Origin of the sequence: Kitasatospora sp. NBC_01287, assembly GCF_026340565.1 — a bacterium.
Taxonomy (GTDB): domain Bacteria; phylum Actinomycetota; class Actinomycetes; order Streptomycetales; family Streptomycetaceae; genus Kitasatospora.
This window is the reverse complement of the sequence record NZ_JAPEPB010000001.1, coordinates 2,757,394-2,770,918: the sequence shown is the minus strand read 5'-3', so window position 1 is coordinate 2,770,918 and position 13,525 is coordinate 2,757,394. Positions and strand designations below refer to the sequence as shown.

Below are 13,525 nucleotides of genomic sequence, written 5' to 3'. Positions count from 1 at the left end.
GGACCGATCGGACACAGAAGGAAGCGGGCCCTGTCCTGCTTGCCCAGCCGCCCAGCCGCCCAGCCGCCCAGCCGCCCCGTCGCCCCGGCGAGTACGGCTACCCGCCCTCGCCGGCCACGGTGGCGAGTTCGTGGAGCAGCGCGGCGACGGCGGCGTCGGTCAGCCGGTAGCCGTCGGCGGTCTCGGTGATGCGGCCCGGGGCGATTCGGGAGTTCCACCACTCTTCCAGGAAGCCGGGGGCGTATCCGCCGGTACGGAAGCCGTACTGCTCGGACGCGAGGCCGAAGGAGATCATCAGCTCGTAGTCCGGCGTCGCGTAGGAACGCTCGGACTGCTGAGGCGTCCTGAGGTACCGCTCGAAGGAGGCGACCTGGTTGAAGCTGGTGAACAGCCAGAACAGGTAGTCGTACATCAGCATGGAGCGCGCGTCGGCGTGCAGGGCGAAGAACCCCTTGTCGCGCACGACGGCCTCCGCGAGCGCCCGCATTCGCCGGTCCGCGTCGGGCAGCGCGTCCGCGACCTCGCGGAAGGCACGCAGCAGGACCGGGGAGAAGCTGCCGTCGCGCACCGTGGCCAGGGCGGCGAGCCGGTCCTGCTCCGAGGTGTCGTAGACGGACTCGTCGACCAGGCCCGTGACGAACGCCTCGAAGTTCTCCGCGACCAAGGTGATCGCGAAGTCGCTCTCCTGGTCGACGTGCACCACGGTCGGCTCGCCCTGCCTGCCGCACGCGCGGTAGTCGAGGGCGAGCATGTCGTGGCCGGCCGAGGGCGTGTCGGCGAAGTAGACACCGATGTCGGGGTACTCCCACATGTCGATCCAGAACCGGCTGCCGAACTCGCCGCCGAGCGAGTGCGATCGGGTCCGCCCGATGCCGCGGATACCGGTGATCTCGATGTAGTCCTCGGCCCAGGAGGTCGCCTCGGTCACGGGGAAGCAGGTCCGGGCCGGAGTGCCGCCGTTGTGCGCCGTCATCAGCGCGAGGTAGGAGTCGGGCAGACGGTATCCGCCGAGCTCCTCCGTCAGCGACGCGATCAACTCCCGCGATGGCGGGGCCTCCTCCACGTACTCCTTGAGCGCGTACGCCGAATCGTCCCAGAACCCGGCGGCGTCGAAGCCCTCGAAGTGTCCCACTGCGCCCTCCCGCACCTACTTGTCCGGCGATTGTAGGGTCCGCACCCGGACGCGATCGCGGTCGCCCTCGGGCTGACCGTGCACCTGCCTTAGGCCCGTGGCGCCCCGTTGGCGTCGATCCCCCGCGGCTCAGGCTCCCGCAGGCGCGTGGGGGGCCATGAAGGCCCTTCATGGATCGGGCCGTTCCATGAGCGCGACCCTCTCCCCGGCCTCCGCATCCCTGCGTACGGTCCCTGTCATGACCGAGACCGCGTTCACCGTGCACCAGACGGCCCGCCCCGTTGGCTTCCCCACCCCCGAGCACTTCGCCTTCGTCGAGTCGGCGATACCGGAACCCGGACCGGGAACGGCGCTGGTGGAGAACCTGTACTGGTCGGTGGACCCCTACCACCGCGAAATGATGGACGGGGACTTCGCACTGAACGCCCCCTTGGAGGGCCGCGCCATCGGCCGGGTCGTGGCCTCCCGCGACCCGGCGCTCCGCGAGGGCGCGATCGTCTTCCACCGGCAGGGCTGGCGCACCCACACCGTCGTCACCCCCGAACAGGTGCGCGCCGTACCCCACTTCGACGGCGTGCCGCTCTCCGCGCACCTGAGCATCCTCGGCGGCACCGGCCTGACCGCCTACGTCGGTCTGACCCGCATCGCCGAACTCCGCGAGGGGCAGGACGTGTTCGTCTCGGCGGCAGCCGGCGGGGTGGGCACGGCCACCGGGCGGCTCGCCCGGCTGATGGGCGCGGGGCGGCTGGTCGGCAGCGCGGGCAGGGCGGCGAAGGCCGCCTACCTGACCGAACACGTCGGCTACGACGAGGTCTTCGACTACCACTCGGGCCCGGCGGCCGAGCTGCTCGCCAAGGCGGCGCCCGACGGGATCGACCTCTACATGGACAATGTCGGTGGCGAGCACCTCGAAGCCGCGATCTCCTCGCTGCGTGAGTACGGACGGATCGTGCGGATCGGCACGATCGCCCAGTACAACAGCACCGATACGCCCTACGCCCTGCGCAATCTTCCCGACATCGTCGAGAAGAGTCTGCGCATGGAGGGCTTCCTGGTCAGCAACTACCGTGATGTGCAGGAGGAGTTGTACGAGTTCGTCGTGCCGCACCTGCAGAGTGGACGCGTCATGCTCGATGAGACCGTGGTCGATGGCTTCGGCGGAATCGTGGACGGGTTCCTGGGGATGCTGCGGGGCGAGAACCAGGGCAAGATCATCGTGCGGGCGGCCGGCGCGGACGCCTGACGGACCGGGGCGTGCCCGGCGCCCCAGAGATGGGGTCTGGTACTCCGGCGGGAGCAGTGGTCGATACCCGTGGATGGCTTGGTCATGGCGGCGGATTGGTTCCCTGGATGACCTGCCAGCGGGAGCGTGGGGCGGCTGATGTGAGGAGCTGGACCCCTGTGCCTCGGAGGGGCACGAGTGCGGTGTGGACGGGGTCGAGCTCCTCGACCGAGCGTCCGAAGTAGGCGAGGATCTGCGTCAGTTCCAGGTCGATGGCTTCTGCCGAGTCGTGGATGCGATCGTCGGGCGCCGCAGCCGGGCTACCGGCGCCACAGGTGACCCTGGTGCGGAACTTGATGGTGGAGAACGTCGACTCGACCGGGTTCGTGGTCCGCGGGTGGATACAGTGCTCGGCCGGGATGTCGTAGAACGTGACCTTGGTCGACATGACGGCCCTGACCGAGCCGCAGGGGAGTCGATGGCTCACTGGCTCTCCGAGGTGGAGGGCAGGGCGCGGCGCTCCTGCAGCCAGCGCTCGCTCAGGTGCGCCCATACGCCCTGGTATTCGTCGAAGATCGGCTGGAGCCGGTCGTGGGTGAGATCGGTAGCGGGCGTTGACGCGATGAGGTACTCAAGGTCATCGGTGAGACGCTGGAACCGGTACTGCGTCTCCTCCATCAACACCCAGCGCGATCTCCAGTTGAAGAACGACTCAACGGCCCCCAGCAGGGTGACCAGTGCCACGAGGGAGAAGGCCAAGCCGGCCCAGAGGTTCAGGTTCTGCAAGCCCAGGATGATCGTTGAGGCGGCGGACAGCGAGAGCGTCAGCACCTTCAACGCCGAAGAGGCGAGGCGGAGGCGCTTCTTCCTGCTCCGGGCGTAGACGTTGCCCTGCCGAATCTTCTCCAAGAGGTGGCCGGCGGTCTCCATCGGAGCCGGCCCCGCTCCCACCTGCCCGCTCGATCCCACTTCGCCCCCATCGCTCCCCGTACGCGACACCCCTGCGACTCCCGACCGTAGGGTCTCACATCACAGGACTGAGCTGGAGGTTCTGCTCCCCGCCCGGCTTCCCGGGGCGCGCAGCCGGTGGACTGGCGGCCGTCTTGGCGGTTTGCTGTCGGGACCAGCTCGCTCACGCCTCCCTGGAGAACCCGATGGCCACGCCGGCGCCGACGTCCCCGTCCGCCTCCGCTCCCGCCCCCACGCCCGTCCCCGCCCAGCCCCCCGCGCCGGCCGCCGGACCTGCTGCCTCCGCCTCCGCCTCCGCCTCCCCGTCCGCCGCAGGACCCGCCGCCGGGCTGGTCGCGGTGGGCTTCGGTCTGCTCATGGTCTTCCTCGCGGTGATCGCCTGGGACGGCGACGCCGCGCTGCCGAATCTCACCCAGACCATCGCCGGCCTGGTCACCGCGCTGCTCGGCGCGGTCATCAACCCCGGTCACACGGTCACCCGTGGCGCCTGGAACCTGCTGGCCCTCTGCGCGCTGCTGGCCGCGGTCTCGGCCGGCGTCGCGGTGCTGGTCTTCCCGCGGCACGTCGACGCGGTCCCCGCGCTGACCTCGGCGGTGGCGGCCTTCGCGGGGCTCTACCTCAACACCAGCAAGATCACCCACGTCGGCGCGAGCTGATCGCGGATGTGGCCGCCCGCCCCTGGTTCACTCCAACGAGTGAACCAGGAGCGGGAGTTGCCCATGCGGCAGTGGATACCGCTGAGGATGGCGGCCATCCGGAGCGCACCTGACGCTCCCCACCACTGTCCACCCCTGGGGGTTCCACCGTGCTGTCCGCCGCCCGTCCCGTCCATCGTGCCGCCGCCGTCCTGGCCGCCACCGCGCTCGCCGCGCTCCCGGCCCTCGGGTCGGCCCGCGCCGACACCCCCGCGGCCGGGCAGGCCAGTGCCGTCACCGCCGAACTCGATCTGCACGTGCGCCTGTTGAACAACGCGGTGGACATCCCGGTGGACATCGCGCTGAACAAGACCTCCTCGCCCGCCGAGCAGCACGGCGCGATGCTGAGCGCGGACGTGGCCGGTGTGGCGCAGCCCGGGCCCGTCACCCTGCTCAAGGCGGACGTGGGCAGCTCGGTGACCCGGGTGGACGCCCAGGGCGCCTCCGCCGCCGTCCAGTTGCTCAACGCCGATGTGCACGCGCCGGGCCTGCCCGCGACCACCCTGCTGGGGCTGCGGGCGCTCGGCACCTCGGTCAGCTGCCCGGTCGACGGCCCGCCGACGGCCACCGTGGACGCGCCCGCCGCACTCTCGGTGCTCGGCCACCAGGTGAACCTGCGGCTGGACGGGCCGACGCACGTGGTCGTCCCGGCGATCGGCACGGTGGACATCGAGTTCTCGCAGCGCAGCACCACCTCCACGACGGCGGCCGCCGCCGCGCTCTCGGTGACGGTCGCGCTGAACCCGCTGAACCTCAACGTCGCCAAGGTGGACGGCACCATCACGGTGGCCTCGGTGAGCTGTCGCAAGCCCGGCGGCTCCGCCGCGCCGTCGCCCGCCGCCTCACCCGCCGCCTCGGCCCCCTCGTCCGGCGCGGCGGCCCCGGCCCTCCCCGTCACCGCCGCCCAGGCCGCCACCGCCACGGGCGCTCCCGGGGCCTCCCCTGCCGCCGCTCCCGGCGCCGACGCCGGTGCGGACCCCGCCACCCCCGCCGACCCCGCCACCCCCGCCGCCACCCCGACCCGCGCCGCCACCCCCGCCCGCCCGGCCGACCCCGCCCGCCCGGCCGACCCCGCCCGCCCGGCCACCCCCGCCCGCCCGGCCGACCCCGCGCTGGCGTTCACCGGTAACACGAGCGTCATCCCACTCGGCATCGCCGGCACCGCGCTGCTCGTCCTGGGCGCCGCCGCCGTGCTGCTGGCCCGCCGCCGCCGTTCCGGACACCGGCGCTGACCTGCCCGGATATCGGGCAGCCAGCGTAAAACGCCCCGTGCGGCACTCTCAGAGTGTGAGGGTGCCACTTCGGACAGTCGGTTCACACGCTGGTTACACAAGAGGAACAACGGGGAAACGGCGACTTGCGACGCTACGCGGGCACCCACCAAAACATTGCGAGGTAACCGCCGTGGCTATCAAGGCCGAGTACATCTGGATCGACGGCACCAAGCCGACCGCCAAGCTCCGCTCCAAGACTCGGATCCTGGCCAACGCGGACAAGCTGCCGACCTGGGGCTTCGACGGTTCCTCCACCAGCCAGGCGGAGGGGCACGCCTCGGACCGCGTGCTCGACCCGATCGCCTCCTTCCCGGACCCGATCCGCGGCGGCGACCACATCCTGGTCCTGTGCGAGGTCAACGAGACGGACGGCACCCCGCACGTCTCCAACACCCGCGCCCTGCTGCGCCCGATCGCCGAGCAGTTCGCCGACCAGGAGGCGATCTTCGGCATCGAGCAGGAGTACACCTTCTTCAAGGGCTCGCGTCCGCTGGGCTTCCCCGAGGGCGGCTTCCCGGCCCCGCAGGGCGGCTACTACTGCGGGATCGGCGCCGAGGAGGTCTTCGGCCGCGAGATCGTCGAGCTGCACCTGGACCGCTGCCTGGCCGCCGGCCTGGCGATCTGCGGCATCAACGCCGAGGTCATGCCCGGCCAGTGGGAGTTCCAGATCGGCCCGGTCGACGCGCTGACCGCCTCCGACCACCTCTGGGTCGCCCGCTACCTGCTCTACCGCACCGCCGAGGAGTTCGGCATCGACGCCACCCTGGACGCCAAGCCGGTGCGCGGCGACTGGAACGGCGCGGGCGCGCACACCAACTTCTCCACCAAGGCCATGCGCGAGGGCTACGACGCCATCATCGCCGCCTGCGAGTCGCTCGGCGCCTCGCAGGAGATCGTGCTGGAGCACGTCAACCAGTACGGTGACGACATCCAGGCCCGCCTCACCGGCAAGCACGAGACCGCCCCGTGGAACGTCTACTCCTACGGTGTCTCGGACCGCGGTGCCTCGGTGCGCATCCCGTGGCAGGTCGAGGTGGAGCAGAAGGGCTACATCGAGGACCGTCGCCCGAACGCCAACATCGACCCGTACGTGGTGACCCGCCTGCTGGTCAACACCTGCTGCGCCGCGCTGGAGAAGGCCGGCCTCGTCTGAGCCGCCGTACTCAAGTCACCGTCACCTGACGCCGCGTCGCCGCCCGTCCGCCCCTCGTGGGTGGACGGGCGGCGACGTTTCACGCGGTGCGCGCACGGCGTTTCACGCGGTGCGCGCCCGGACCCGTCCCGCGACCAGCAGCAGGATCGTCGCCGCGGTCAGCCCGACCACCGCGCAGCCCCACCAGAGCGCGGCCGGGCCCAGGCCGGTGTAGACGGCCGAGCCCAGCACCAGCGCGCCGAACCTGGCCAGCCCGCGCGCCCACCCCGCGGCACCCTGGTAGCGGCCCTGGCCGCCGGCCGGCGCCAGGTCGGCCACGATCGACTCGTACACCCCGCTGGTGCAGACCTCGCCCAGGCTCCACACCACCACGGTCAGCGCGAAGCCCCAGGCGCTGCTCGCCACTCCGGTCAGCGCGATGCCGGTGGTCACCAGGGCGCCCGCCACCACCCAGAGCTTGACCCGGTCGAAGCGGACCACCCAGGCCGACGCGAACGGCTGCAGGAGCACCACGAGCAGCGCGTTGACCACCGCGGCCAGGCCGAAGACGGTGGGCGGCAGCCCGTGGTCGCGGATCGCCAGCGGCAGGGTGAACTCGGTCTGCGCGTAGAGGGCCTCGGCCAGCACGATCGGCACCAGCAGGGCCAGCAGCAGCCGGTCGCGCAGCACGATCCGGTAGCCGCCGCCGTCGTCCGCGCCCCGCGCGGTGGCCCGCCCGGCCGAGCGCGGCAGCCGGGTCGCCACCAGCACGGCGTAGGCCAGGCAGGTGGCCGCGTCCAGCGCGAAGAGCAGGCCGTAGCCGTGTTCGGCGAGGAAGCCGCCGACCGCACCCGCCACCGCCGTACCGACGTTGATGGACCAGTGGAACAGCCCGAAGGCGGTCCGCCGCCGGTCCCCGTGCGCCGAGTCGGCCACCACCGCGCTCGCGCCCGGCAGGTGCACGTTGCCCGCGGCGCCCAGAACGGCCGCCGCCAGCATCAGCGCCGCCGGGGTCGGGGCGGCGAAGAGCAGTCCTTGGGCGGCGGCGGTGGCCAGCATCCCGGAGATCATCGCCGGGCGGCTGCCGAAACGGTCGGTCAGCAGCCCGCCGAGCACCGGGCCGACCAGCCCGCCCGCCCCGAGCGCGCCCAGCACCAGCGGCAGCCGGTCGCTCGGGACGTGCCGGGCGCCGAGGAAGAAGACCAGGAACGGCAGCACCATGTTGCCGATCCGGGTCACCGCCGTGCCGCCGATCACCACCCAGAACGGCCCGCTGAAGCCGCCGAACCGGGCATGCCACCAGCTCGCGGGCGGGGCGGGGACGGACGCCGAGGTGGACGCCGGGGTGGACAACGGGGTGGCGAGCGGGGTGGACAACGAGGCGGGGGTGGGGAGCGGGGTGGGCGTGTCGGTGGGGGTGGGCGTGGTGAGCCGGGAGGTCATGCGGGAATCCTGCGGCGGTGGGTGGGGTTGCACCATTCATTCAGGCAGGCCTGAATCCAAAGGGGATCTCGTGCTCGAACTCGGCTTCTCGGCCCGTGACCTGGCGCACACCAGGCTGGCGTACTCGCCGCTCTGGGAGGTGGTGACCAGCCTCCGGGTGCTCGGCTCACCCACCGCCCGCCCGCTGCACCGCCGCTGGGCCGAGCGGACCAGGCCGCGGTTGGCCGCCGCCGGATTGGCCGGCAGCCTGCTGCTCGACCTGGTGCCGGCCGAGGGCTACATCCCCGACTTCCTCAATCCGCCGCCGCCCTCGGCCGCCCCCGGCCCGCGCGCCGAACTCGCCCTGGAGTCCGAGCTCTCGGTGCTGGCCGCCACCACCCCCGAGCGGATCCGCGCCGACCTGGAGAGGCTCTCGCCCTGGGCCCCGGCCGTGCGCGAGCTCGCCGCGGACCCGGCGGCGGGCCTGGTCCGCCTGCTCGGCGAGCTGAGGCGCTACTGGCAGGTCGCGCTCGCGCCGTACTGGCCCCGGGTGCGCGCGGTGCTGGAGGCGGACGTGCTGCACCGCTCGCGCCGCTTCGCCGCGGAGGGCGCCGCGGCGGTGCTGTACGAGTTGGACGCGCGGTTGGAGTGGCAGGACGACGGTGAGGTGCTGCGGTTGCCACAGTCCGTCTGCGACAACTCCGCGGAGCTGGCCGGGCGCGGGCTGCTGCTGGTCCCCTCGGCGTTCGTGGGCCCGGGGGTCCTGGTGGTCAACCGGCCGCCGGACGTGGTGCAGATCTGCTACCCGAGCCGGGGCGTCGGGGTGCTCTGGGAGCAGCCCGCCGTCGAGGTGCCGGACGCGGTGGCCGCGGTCCTCGGCCGCTCCCGCGCCCTGCTGCTGGCCGAACTCACCGCCCCCGCCTCCACCACCGAACTCTCGCTGCGCACCGGCATGTCGGCCGGCGGTGTCTCCCAGCACCTCGGCGCGCTGCGCGCCGCCGGGATCGTCACCGCCCACCGGTCCGGCCGCTCGGTGCTCTACCAGCGCACCTCGCTCGCGGACTCCCTGCTCACCGGGGCAGGTTGACCGCCCCGCTATCGGCAGCCCGGCCCGCTAACGGCAGCGCGCCAGCGCCTCGGCGAACGCGTCCACCGTCGCCCGGTCGCGCACCGCCAGCCGCAGCCAGTCGGTGCCCAGCCCGGGGAAGGTGTCCCCGCGCCGCACCGCGAACCCGGCCGCGCGCAGCCGCTCGCGCACCCGGTCGGCGCCCGCCAGCTCGATCAGCACGAAGGAGGCGGCAGGCGTGCCGTGCACCCGCACCCCGGGGAGTGCCGCCAGCCGCTCCAGCAGGTGCCGCCGGTCCGCGCCGAGTTGCCGCGCCGCCGCCTCGGCCTCCGCCAGCGCGGGCGCCGCGCTGCACAGTTCGGCGGCGAGCAGGCCCAGCGAGGAGACCGGCCAGAGCGGTTGGGCCCCGGCCAGCTCGGCGACCAGGGCGGCCGGGGCCAGCAGGTAGCCGATCCGCAGGCCGGCCAGCCCCCAGGTCTTGGTCAGGCTGCGCAGCACCACGACCTGCCCGGGCAGTTGGTGCGGGCCGGCCAGCGAGGCCGTCTCGCCGGGGACGGTGTCCATGAACGCCTCGTCGACCACCAGGGTCCGCCCGGGGCGGGCGAGCGCGGCCAGCGCGGCTGCGGGGTGCAGCACCGAGGTCGGGTTGGTCGGGTTGCCGATCACCACCAGGTCCGCCTGCTCCGGCACCGCGTCCGGGCCGAGCCGGAACCCGTCGGCGGCCTCCAGCAGCACCCGGTGCACGGCGATCCCGGCGTCCCGCAGCGCGGCTTCGGGTTCGGTGAACTGCGGGTGCACGACCACCGCGTGGCGCGGGCGCAGGGTGCGGGCCAGCAGCACGAAGGCCTCGGCGGCACCGGCGGTCAGCAGCACCTCGGCGGCCGGGCGGCCGTGCCGGGCGGCGACGGCGGCCCGGGCGGCGCTCTGCTCGGGGTAGGCGGCGAGGTCGCCGAGCGCGGCGGTGAGGGCGGCGCGCAGCCAGGCGGGCGGCGTGCCGGTGCGGACGTTCACCGCGAGGTCGACCAGGCCCGCGCCGCGGACCTCCGCGTCGCCGTGGTGGCGCAGGTCGGGCTCGGTGGGGGCAGCGGGGGCAGCGGGCTCGGCGGTGACGACCGTCGGCAGGGTGGCCACCGCCACGGTCGACCTGGCCGACTTCCGCTTGCCGATCAGCAGTTCACCCCCACCCAGCAGCGCCGCCGCCTCCGCCACGCTCGCCGTGCCCGTCGCGGCCAGCACCGCCGGCGAGGGGCTCGGCACCGCGACGGCGCCCAACTCACCGGCCGGGTGCCCGACCAGGGGCACGCCCAGCGTCCGGGCGGCCCCGAGCAGCCCCGGCTCGGTGGCCCGCTGCTCGACGGTGGCCAGCCGGCGGACCGCCCCGGCTGCCACCCCGACCTCGGCCAGCACCGCGCCGATCAGGTCGAGCACCTCCGCCTCGGCCACTCCGACGCTCGCTCCGACGCCGACCACCACGCCGCTCTCCGTACCGCTCACCTGTGGTTTCTCCCTCCGCGCCCCGGAATCATGTCACGCGCCCGGCGGGCCGCCCAGCCCGTCCCCAGCCCGTCCCCGGTCCGTCCTCGGTCCGTCCCCAGGTCTGCCCCGGGCGACGCGGCAAGGCCGCCGCCCCCGCCGCGGCCCCCCGCGCTACCCCCGGGGCAGCGAGGCCAGCAACTTGGCCAGTAGCCTGCCCAGTTCTACCTGCTCCGGCCCGTCCAGCGCCGCGTCCACCAGCCGCTGCTCGTGCCGCAGCAGATCGCCCACCGCCGCCTCGACGGCCGCGTGCCCGCCCTCGGCCAGCTCCACCGGCACCGCCCGGCTGCCCGGTTCGGCGGGCAGCCGCCGCACCAGGCCGGCCCGTTCGGCCCGGTCCACCCGCTGGGTGACGGCGCCCGCGGTGATCAGCGAGCGGGCGGCCAGCTCGCGGGTGCTCAGGCGGTAGGGCGGGCCGGCCCGGCGCAGGGTGCTGAGCAGGTCGAGGGTGGCATCGTCCATCGCCACCCGGGCCAGGGTGCGCCGCCGGTCGTCGGTGAGCAGTTTGGCGGCCTGCCTGATCCGGGTCAGGATCGGGATCGAGCCGACCGGCAGCGCCGGCTGTTCGCGTTGCCAGGCCCGCGCGATGGCGGCGGCGAGGTCGTCCTCGGGTTCGGGCATGGTGCTAGTGTGCCATCAACGTTTAGGTCTAAACGAGAGGAGTGCGCCGATGCGCCGGATCATCGTCACCGGAGGCGGTACCGGGATCGGACGGGCGGTCGCCGCCGCGTTCGCCGAGCAGGGCGACCAGGTGGTGATCACCGGCCGTCGCGAGGACGTGCTGGCCAGGGCCGCGGCCGAGCTCGGCCCGGCCGTCCGCGCGGTCGCCTTCGACGCCGCCGACCCCGCCCAGGTGACCGCCGCGCTGGCCGAACTCCCCGAGCACGTCGACGTGCTGGTGAACAACGCGGGCGGCAACACCGACATCGGCGCCGAGCCCACCGACCCGGCCGACCTCGCCGCGCTGGCCGCCGCCTGGCAGGCCAACCTGACCGCCAACCTGCTCTCCGCCGTCCTGGTCACCACCGCCCTGCGCGAGCGGCTGCGCCCCGGCGGCACCGTGGTCAACATCAGCTCGATCGCCGCCCACCGCGGCGGCTCCGGCTCCTACGGCGCCGCCAAGGCCGCGGTGGAGGCCTGGACCCTCACCCTGGCCCAGCAGCTGGGCCCCGAGGGGATCACCGCCAACGCGATCGCCCCCGGCTACATCGAGGACACCGAGTTCTTCGGCTCCGGCATCTCCCCGGAGCGCCGCGCCTGGAACATCTCCCAGGCCGCCAACCGCCGCGCCGGCACCCCAGCCGACCTGGCCGGCACCGCGCTCTACCTGGCCTCCCCGGCCGCCGGCCACCTGACCGGCCAGGTCCTGCACCTCAACGGCGGCTCCTTCAACGGGCGCTGACCGGGGCCCACCCGCCGGCCTGCCGACCGGGCCCCGATCACCGCCGTGCGCTCAGGGCCGCCCTGCGGTCAAGGGGGCGGCGCGGTCAGGAGGGCAGCGCGGTCAGGAGGGCAGCGCCCACGCCTGCGCCGCGGTGCCGTTGCAGGACCAGATCTGCAGCCGGGTGCCGTCCGCCGTGCTCGACGACGGGTCGTCCAGGCAGCGGCCCGACTGGGCGCTGACCAGCGCGCCGTTCGCGCCCGCCGTCCACTGCTGGTTGGCGCCGCCGTTGCAGCCCCACAGCTCCACCGGGCTGCCCTGGGCGGTGGCGGCGCCGGTGACGTCGAGGCAGAGGTTGTTGATCCGCAGGGTGCCGTCGGTGGCCGGGCGCCACTGCTGGGCGGGGGTGCCGTTGCAGCTGTAGAGGTCGACGGTGGCGCCGGGGGCGGTCGCGTCGGTGTAGTCGTCCAGGCACTTGCCGGGGATGCCCGCGGTGACCTGGCCGCTGCGCCAGATCCCCGGGTTGCGGTCGATCAGGCCGGCGACGACCGCCCAGCCGGGGAAGTCCATCCGCAGGATGCCGGTCTTGCCGGGGGCGCCGGCGTCGAGCCGGTCCAGCAGGCGCTGGTTCTCGCCCTCACCGCCCAGGTAGCCGCCCGCCATGTCGGCCGGATCGGCGCCCAGCGGTGCGCAGTTGGACGAGGTGTAGGTGACGTACAGCGCGCCGGTGGGGTCGGCGGCGGCGTTCGCCAGGTTGCTCTGCGCCTCGTTCCACTTCTTCGTCAGGTCGCACTGGCCCCAGTCGTTCTCCACACCGCCGCCGGGTTCGCCGCCGGTCAACTGGCTCAGGCCGAAGCCCGGGTAGACCTCGCCGACCGGGCCGGTGAAGTCGGTCAGCACGATGTGGCCGCGCACCTGGCCGAGGGAGGGCGTCGCGGCGGTGCTCGTGCCGGTGACCGTGGGGGCGTAGAACAGGCCCGGGTAGCGGGCCAGGTAGCCGTCGAAGACGCCGATCCGGTCGGCGGTGGTGGTGTTGGACGGGTCGTCGGCGCAGTGGCCGATCGAGGAACTGCCGCTGCCGCCCTCGGTGCTGTCCGCGTCGCACTCGCCGTGCAGGTCCATCAGGATCGTCTCGCCGGGGTGCGCGGTCAGGAAGGCCTGGGCGCGGGTGAGTACGTCGTCGAAGTTCGCGTCCTGGTACACGTCGGTGTGGTGGATCGCGAACGCGCCGCCGATCACCCGCACCCGGATGTCGATGGCGCGGATCCCGGCGTCCAGCTGCGCGGTGAGGGTCGCGGCGCTGTCGCCGTGGTCCTCCTGCGCCTCGTACGCCCACGGGGCGAGGCCGCCGTGGATGGCGAGGGTGTCGTGCGTGCCGGGGATCGACATGGCGCCCAGTCCGGTGCCGTCCGGCACCTGGGACATCCAGTCGGAGTGGCTCTGCGCGGTCAGGCTGTTGAAGGCGTCGGACGAGGAACCGGGCTGGGCCGACGCGGGGGTGGGCGTCGTGAGCAGCGCGCCGGTGGCGACGGCGAGGGTGGCGGCGACGGCGATGGCGGCCTTGGCGGCACGCCGGGGGAGTGCGCGCCGGGGGAGTAAGCGCTTGTGCTCGAACACCGGGAACGGCACGGGAGTCCTCCTGGGTGGGGGAGCCGGCGACCCGCTGGTGCGGGCCGCGGTGGTCGCACGGCCGGCCGCG

The 13,525-nt window shown here is 73.8% G+C and carries 13 protein-coding genes; 6 read left to right on the top strand and 7 right to left on the bottom strand.

Going from position 1 to position 13,525, the window contains the following annotated elements:
• Nucleotides 1-97: 97 nt before the first annotated feature.
• Nucleotides 98-1,132, bottom strand: a complete 1,035-nt coding sequence (locus OG455_RS11530; RefSeq protein ID WP_266292758.1) for an SMI1/KNR4 family protein — start codon at nucleotides 1,130-1,132, stop codon at nucleotides 98-100.
• A 238-nt stretch (nucleotides 1,133-1,370) separates the two neighbouring features.
• Here OG455_RS11530 and OG455_RS11525 point away from each other — a divergent pair, with 238 nt between their 5' ends.
• Nucleotides 1,371-2,375 carry an NADP-dependent oxidoreductase gene (locus tag OG455_RS11525; protein ID WP_266292756.1) on the top strand — a complete coding sequence of 335 codons (1,005 nt, stop codon included), beginning with the start codon at nucleotides 1,371-1,373 and terminating at the stop codon, nucleotides 2,373-2,375.
• 82 nt (nucleotides 2,376-2,457) lie between these two features.
• On the opposite strand, the gene OG455_RS11520 is transcribed toward OG455_RS11525, so the two are convergent.
• Nucleotides 2,458-2,802: a hypothetical protein gene (locus OG455_RS11520; protein ID WP_266301094.1), complete on the bottom strand. Its 345-nt coding sequence runs from the start codon at nucleotides 2,800-2,802 to the stop codon at nucleotides 2,458-2,460.
• Nucleotides 2,803-2,837: 35 nt separating this feature from the next.
• Entirely contained in the window at nucleotides 2,838-3,284 is a 447-nt protein-coding gene (locus OG455_RS11515) for a DUF4231 domain-containing protein (protein ID WP_266292754.1), read from the bottom strand.
• Between the two features lie 224 nt (nucleotides 3,285-3,508).
• On the opposite strand from OG455_RS11515, the gene OG455_RS11510 reads away from it, so the two are divergent.
• From OG455_RS11510 to glnII, 3 genes are all read left to right on the top strand, one after another.
• Nucleotides 3,509-3,979 carry a hypothetical protein gene (locus OG455_RS11510; RefSeq protein ID WP_266292752.1) on the top strand — a complete coding sequence of 157 codons (471 nt, stop codon included), beginning with the start codon at nucleotides 3,509-3,511 and terminating at the stop codon, nucleotides 3,977-3,979.
• Between the two features lie 149 nt (nucleotides 3,980-4,128).
• Nucleotides 4,129-5,250 carry a hypothetical protein gene (locus tag OG455_RS11505; RefSeq protein ID WP_266292750.1) on the top strand — a complete coding sequence of 374 codons (1,122 nt, stop codon included), beginning with the start codon at nucleotides 4,129-4,131 and terminating at the stop codon, nucleotides 5,248-5,250.
• Nucleotides 5,251-5,422: 172 nt separating this feature from the next.
• A complete protein-coding gene (glnII, locus tag OG455_RS11500) occupies nucleotides 5,423-6,445 on the top strand; it encodes a glutamine synthetase (protein ID WP_266292748.1) in 1,023 nt (340 codons plus the stop codon).
• 102 nt (nucleotides 6,446-6,547) lie between these two features.
• Here the strand turns inward: glnII and OG455_RS11495 are convergent, their stop codons facing one another.
• Nucleotides 6,548-7,867: an MFS transporter gene (locus OG455_RS11495; protein WP_266292746.1), complete on the bottom strand. Its 1,320-nt coding sequence runs from the start codon at nucleotides 7,865-7,867 to the stop codon at nucleotides 6,548-6,550.
• Nucleotides 7,868-7,937: 70 nt separating this feature from the next.
• Between OG455_RS11495 and OG455_RS11490 the strand changes: the two genes are divergently transcribed.
• The gene (locus OG455_RS11490) at nucleotides 7,938-8,933 is read left to right on the top strand and encodes a DUF5937 family protein (RefSeq protein WP_266292744.1); all 996 of its coding nucleotides are present in this window, start codon (nucleotides 7,938-7,940) and stop codon (nucleotides 8,931-8,933) included.
• Nucleotides 8,934-8,960: 27 nt separating this feature from the next.
• On the opposite strand, the gene cobC is transcribed toward OG455_RS11490, so the two are convergent.
• On the bottom strand, nucleotides 8,961-10,406 hold the full coding sequence (cobC, locus tag OG455_RS11485) for an Rv2231c family pyridoxal phosphate-dependent protein CobC (RefSeq protein ID WP_266292742.1): 1,446 nt from the start codon (nucleotides 10,404-10,406) through the stop codon (nucleotides 8,961-8,963).
• A 153-nt stretch (nucleotides 10,407-10,559) separates the two neighbouring features.
• The gene (locus OG455_RS11480; protein WP_266292740.1) at nucleotides 10,560-11,066 is read right to left on the bottom strand and encodes a MarR family winged helix-turn-helix transcriptional regulator; all 507 of its coding nucleotides are present in this window, start codon (nucleotides 11,064-11,066) and stop codon (nucleotides 10,560-10,562) included.
• A 49-nt stretch (nucleotides 11,067-11,115) separates the two neighbouring features.
• On the opposite strand from OG455_RS11480, the gene OG455_RS11475 reads away from it, so the two are divergent.
• A complete protein-coding gene (locus tag OG455_RS11475) occupies nucleotides 11,116-11,847 on the top strand; it encodes an SDR family NAD(P)-dependent oxidoreductase (RefSeq protein ID WP_266292738.1) in 732 nt (243 codons plus the stop codon).
• A 102-nt stretch (nucleotides 11,848-11,949) separates the two neighbouring features.
• Here the strand turns inward: OG455_RS11475 and OG455_RS11470 are convergent, their stop codons facing one another.
• Nucleotides 11,950-13,455, bottom strand: a complete 1,506-nt coding sequence (locus OG455_RS11470; protein ID WP_266292736.1) for a ricin-type beta-trefoil lectin domain protein — start codon at nucleotides 13,453-13,455, stop codon at nucleotides 11,950-11,952.
• Nucleotides 13,456-13,525: the final 70 nt, after the last annotated feature.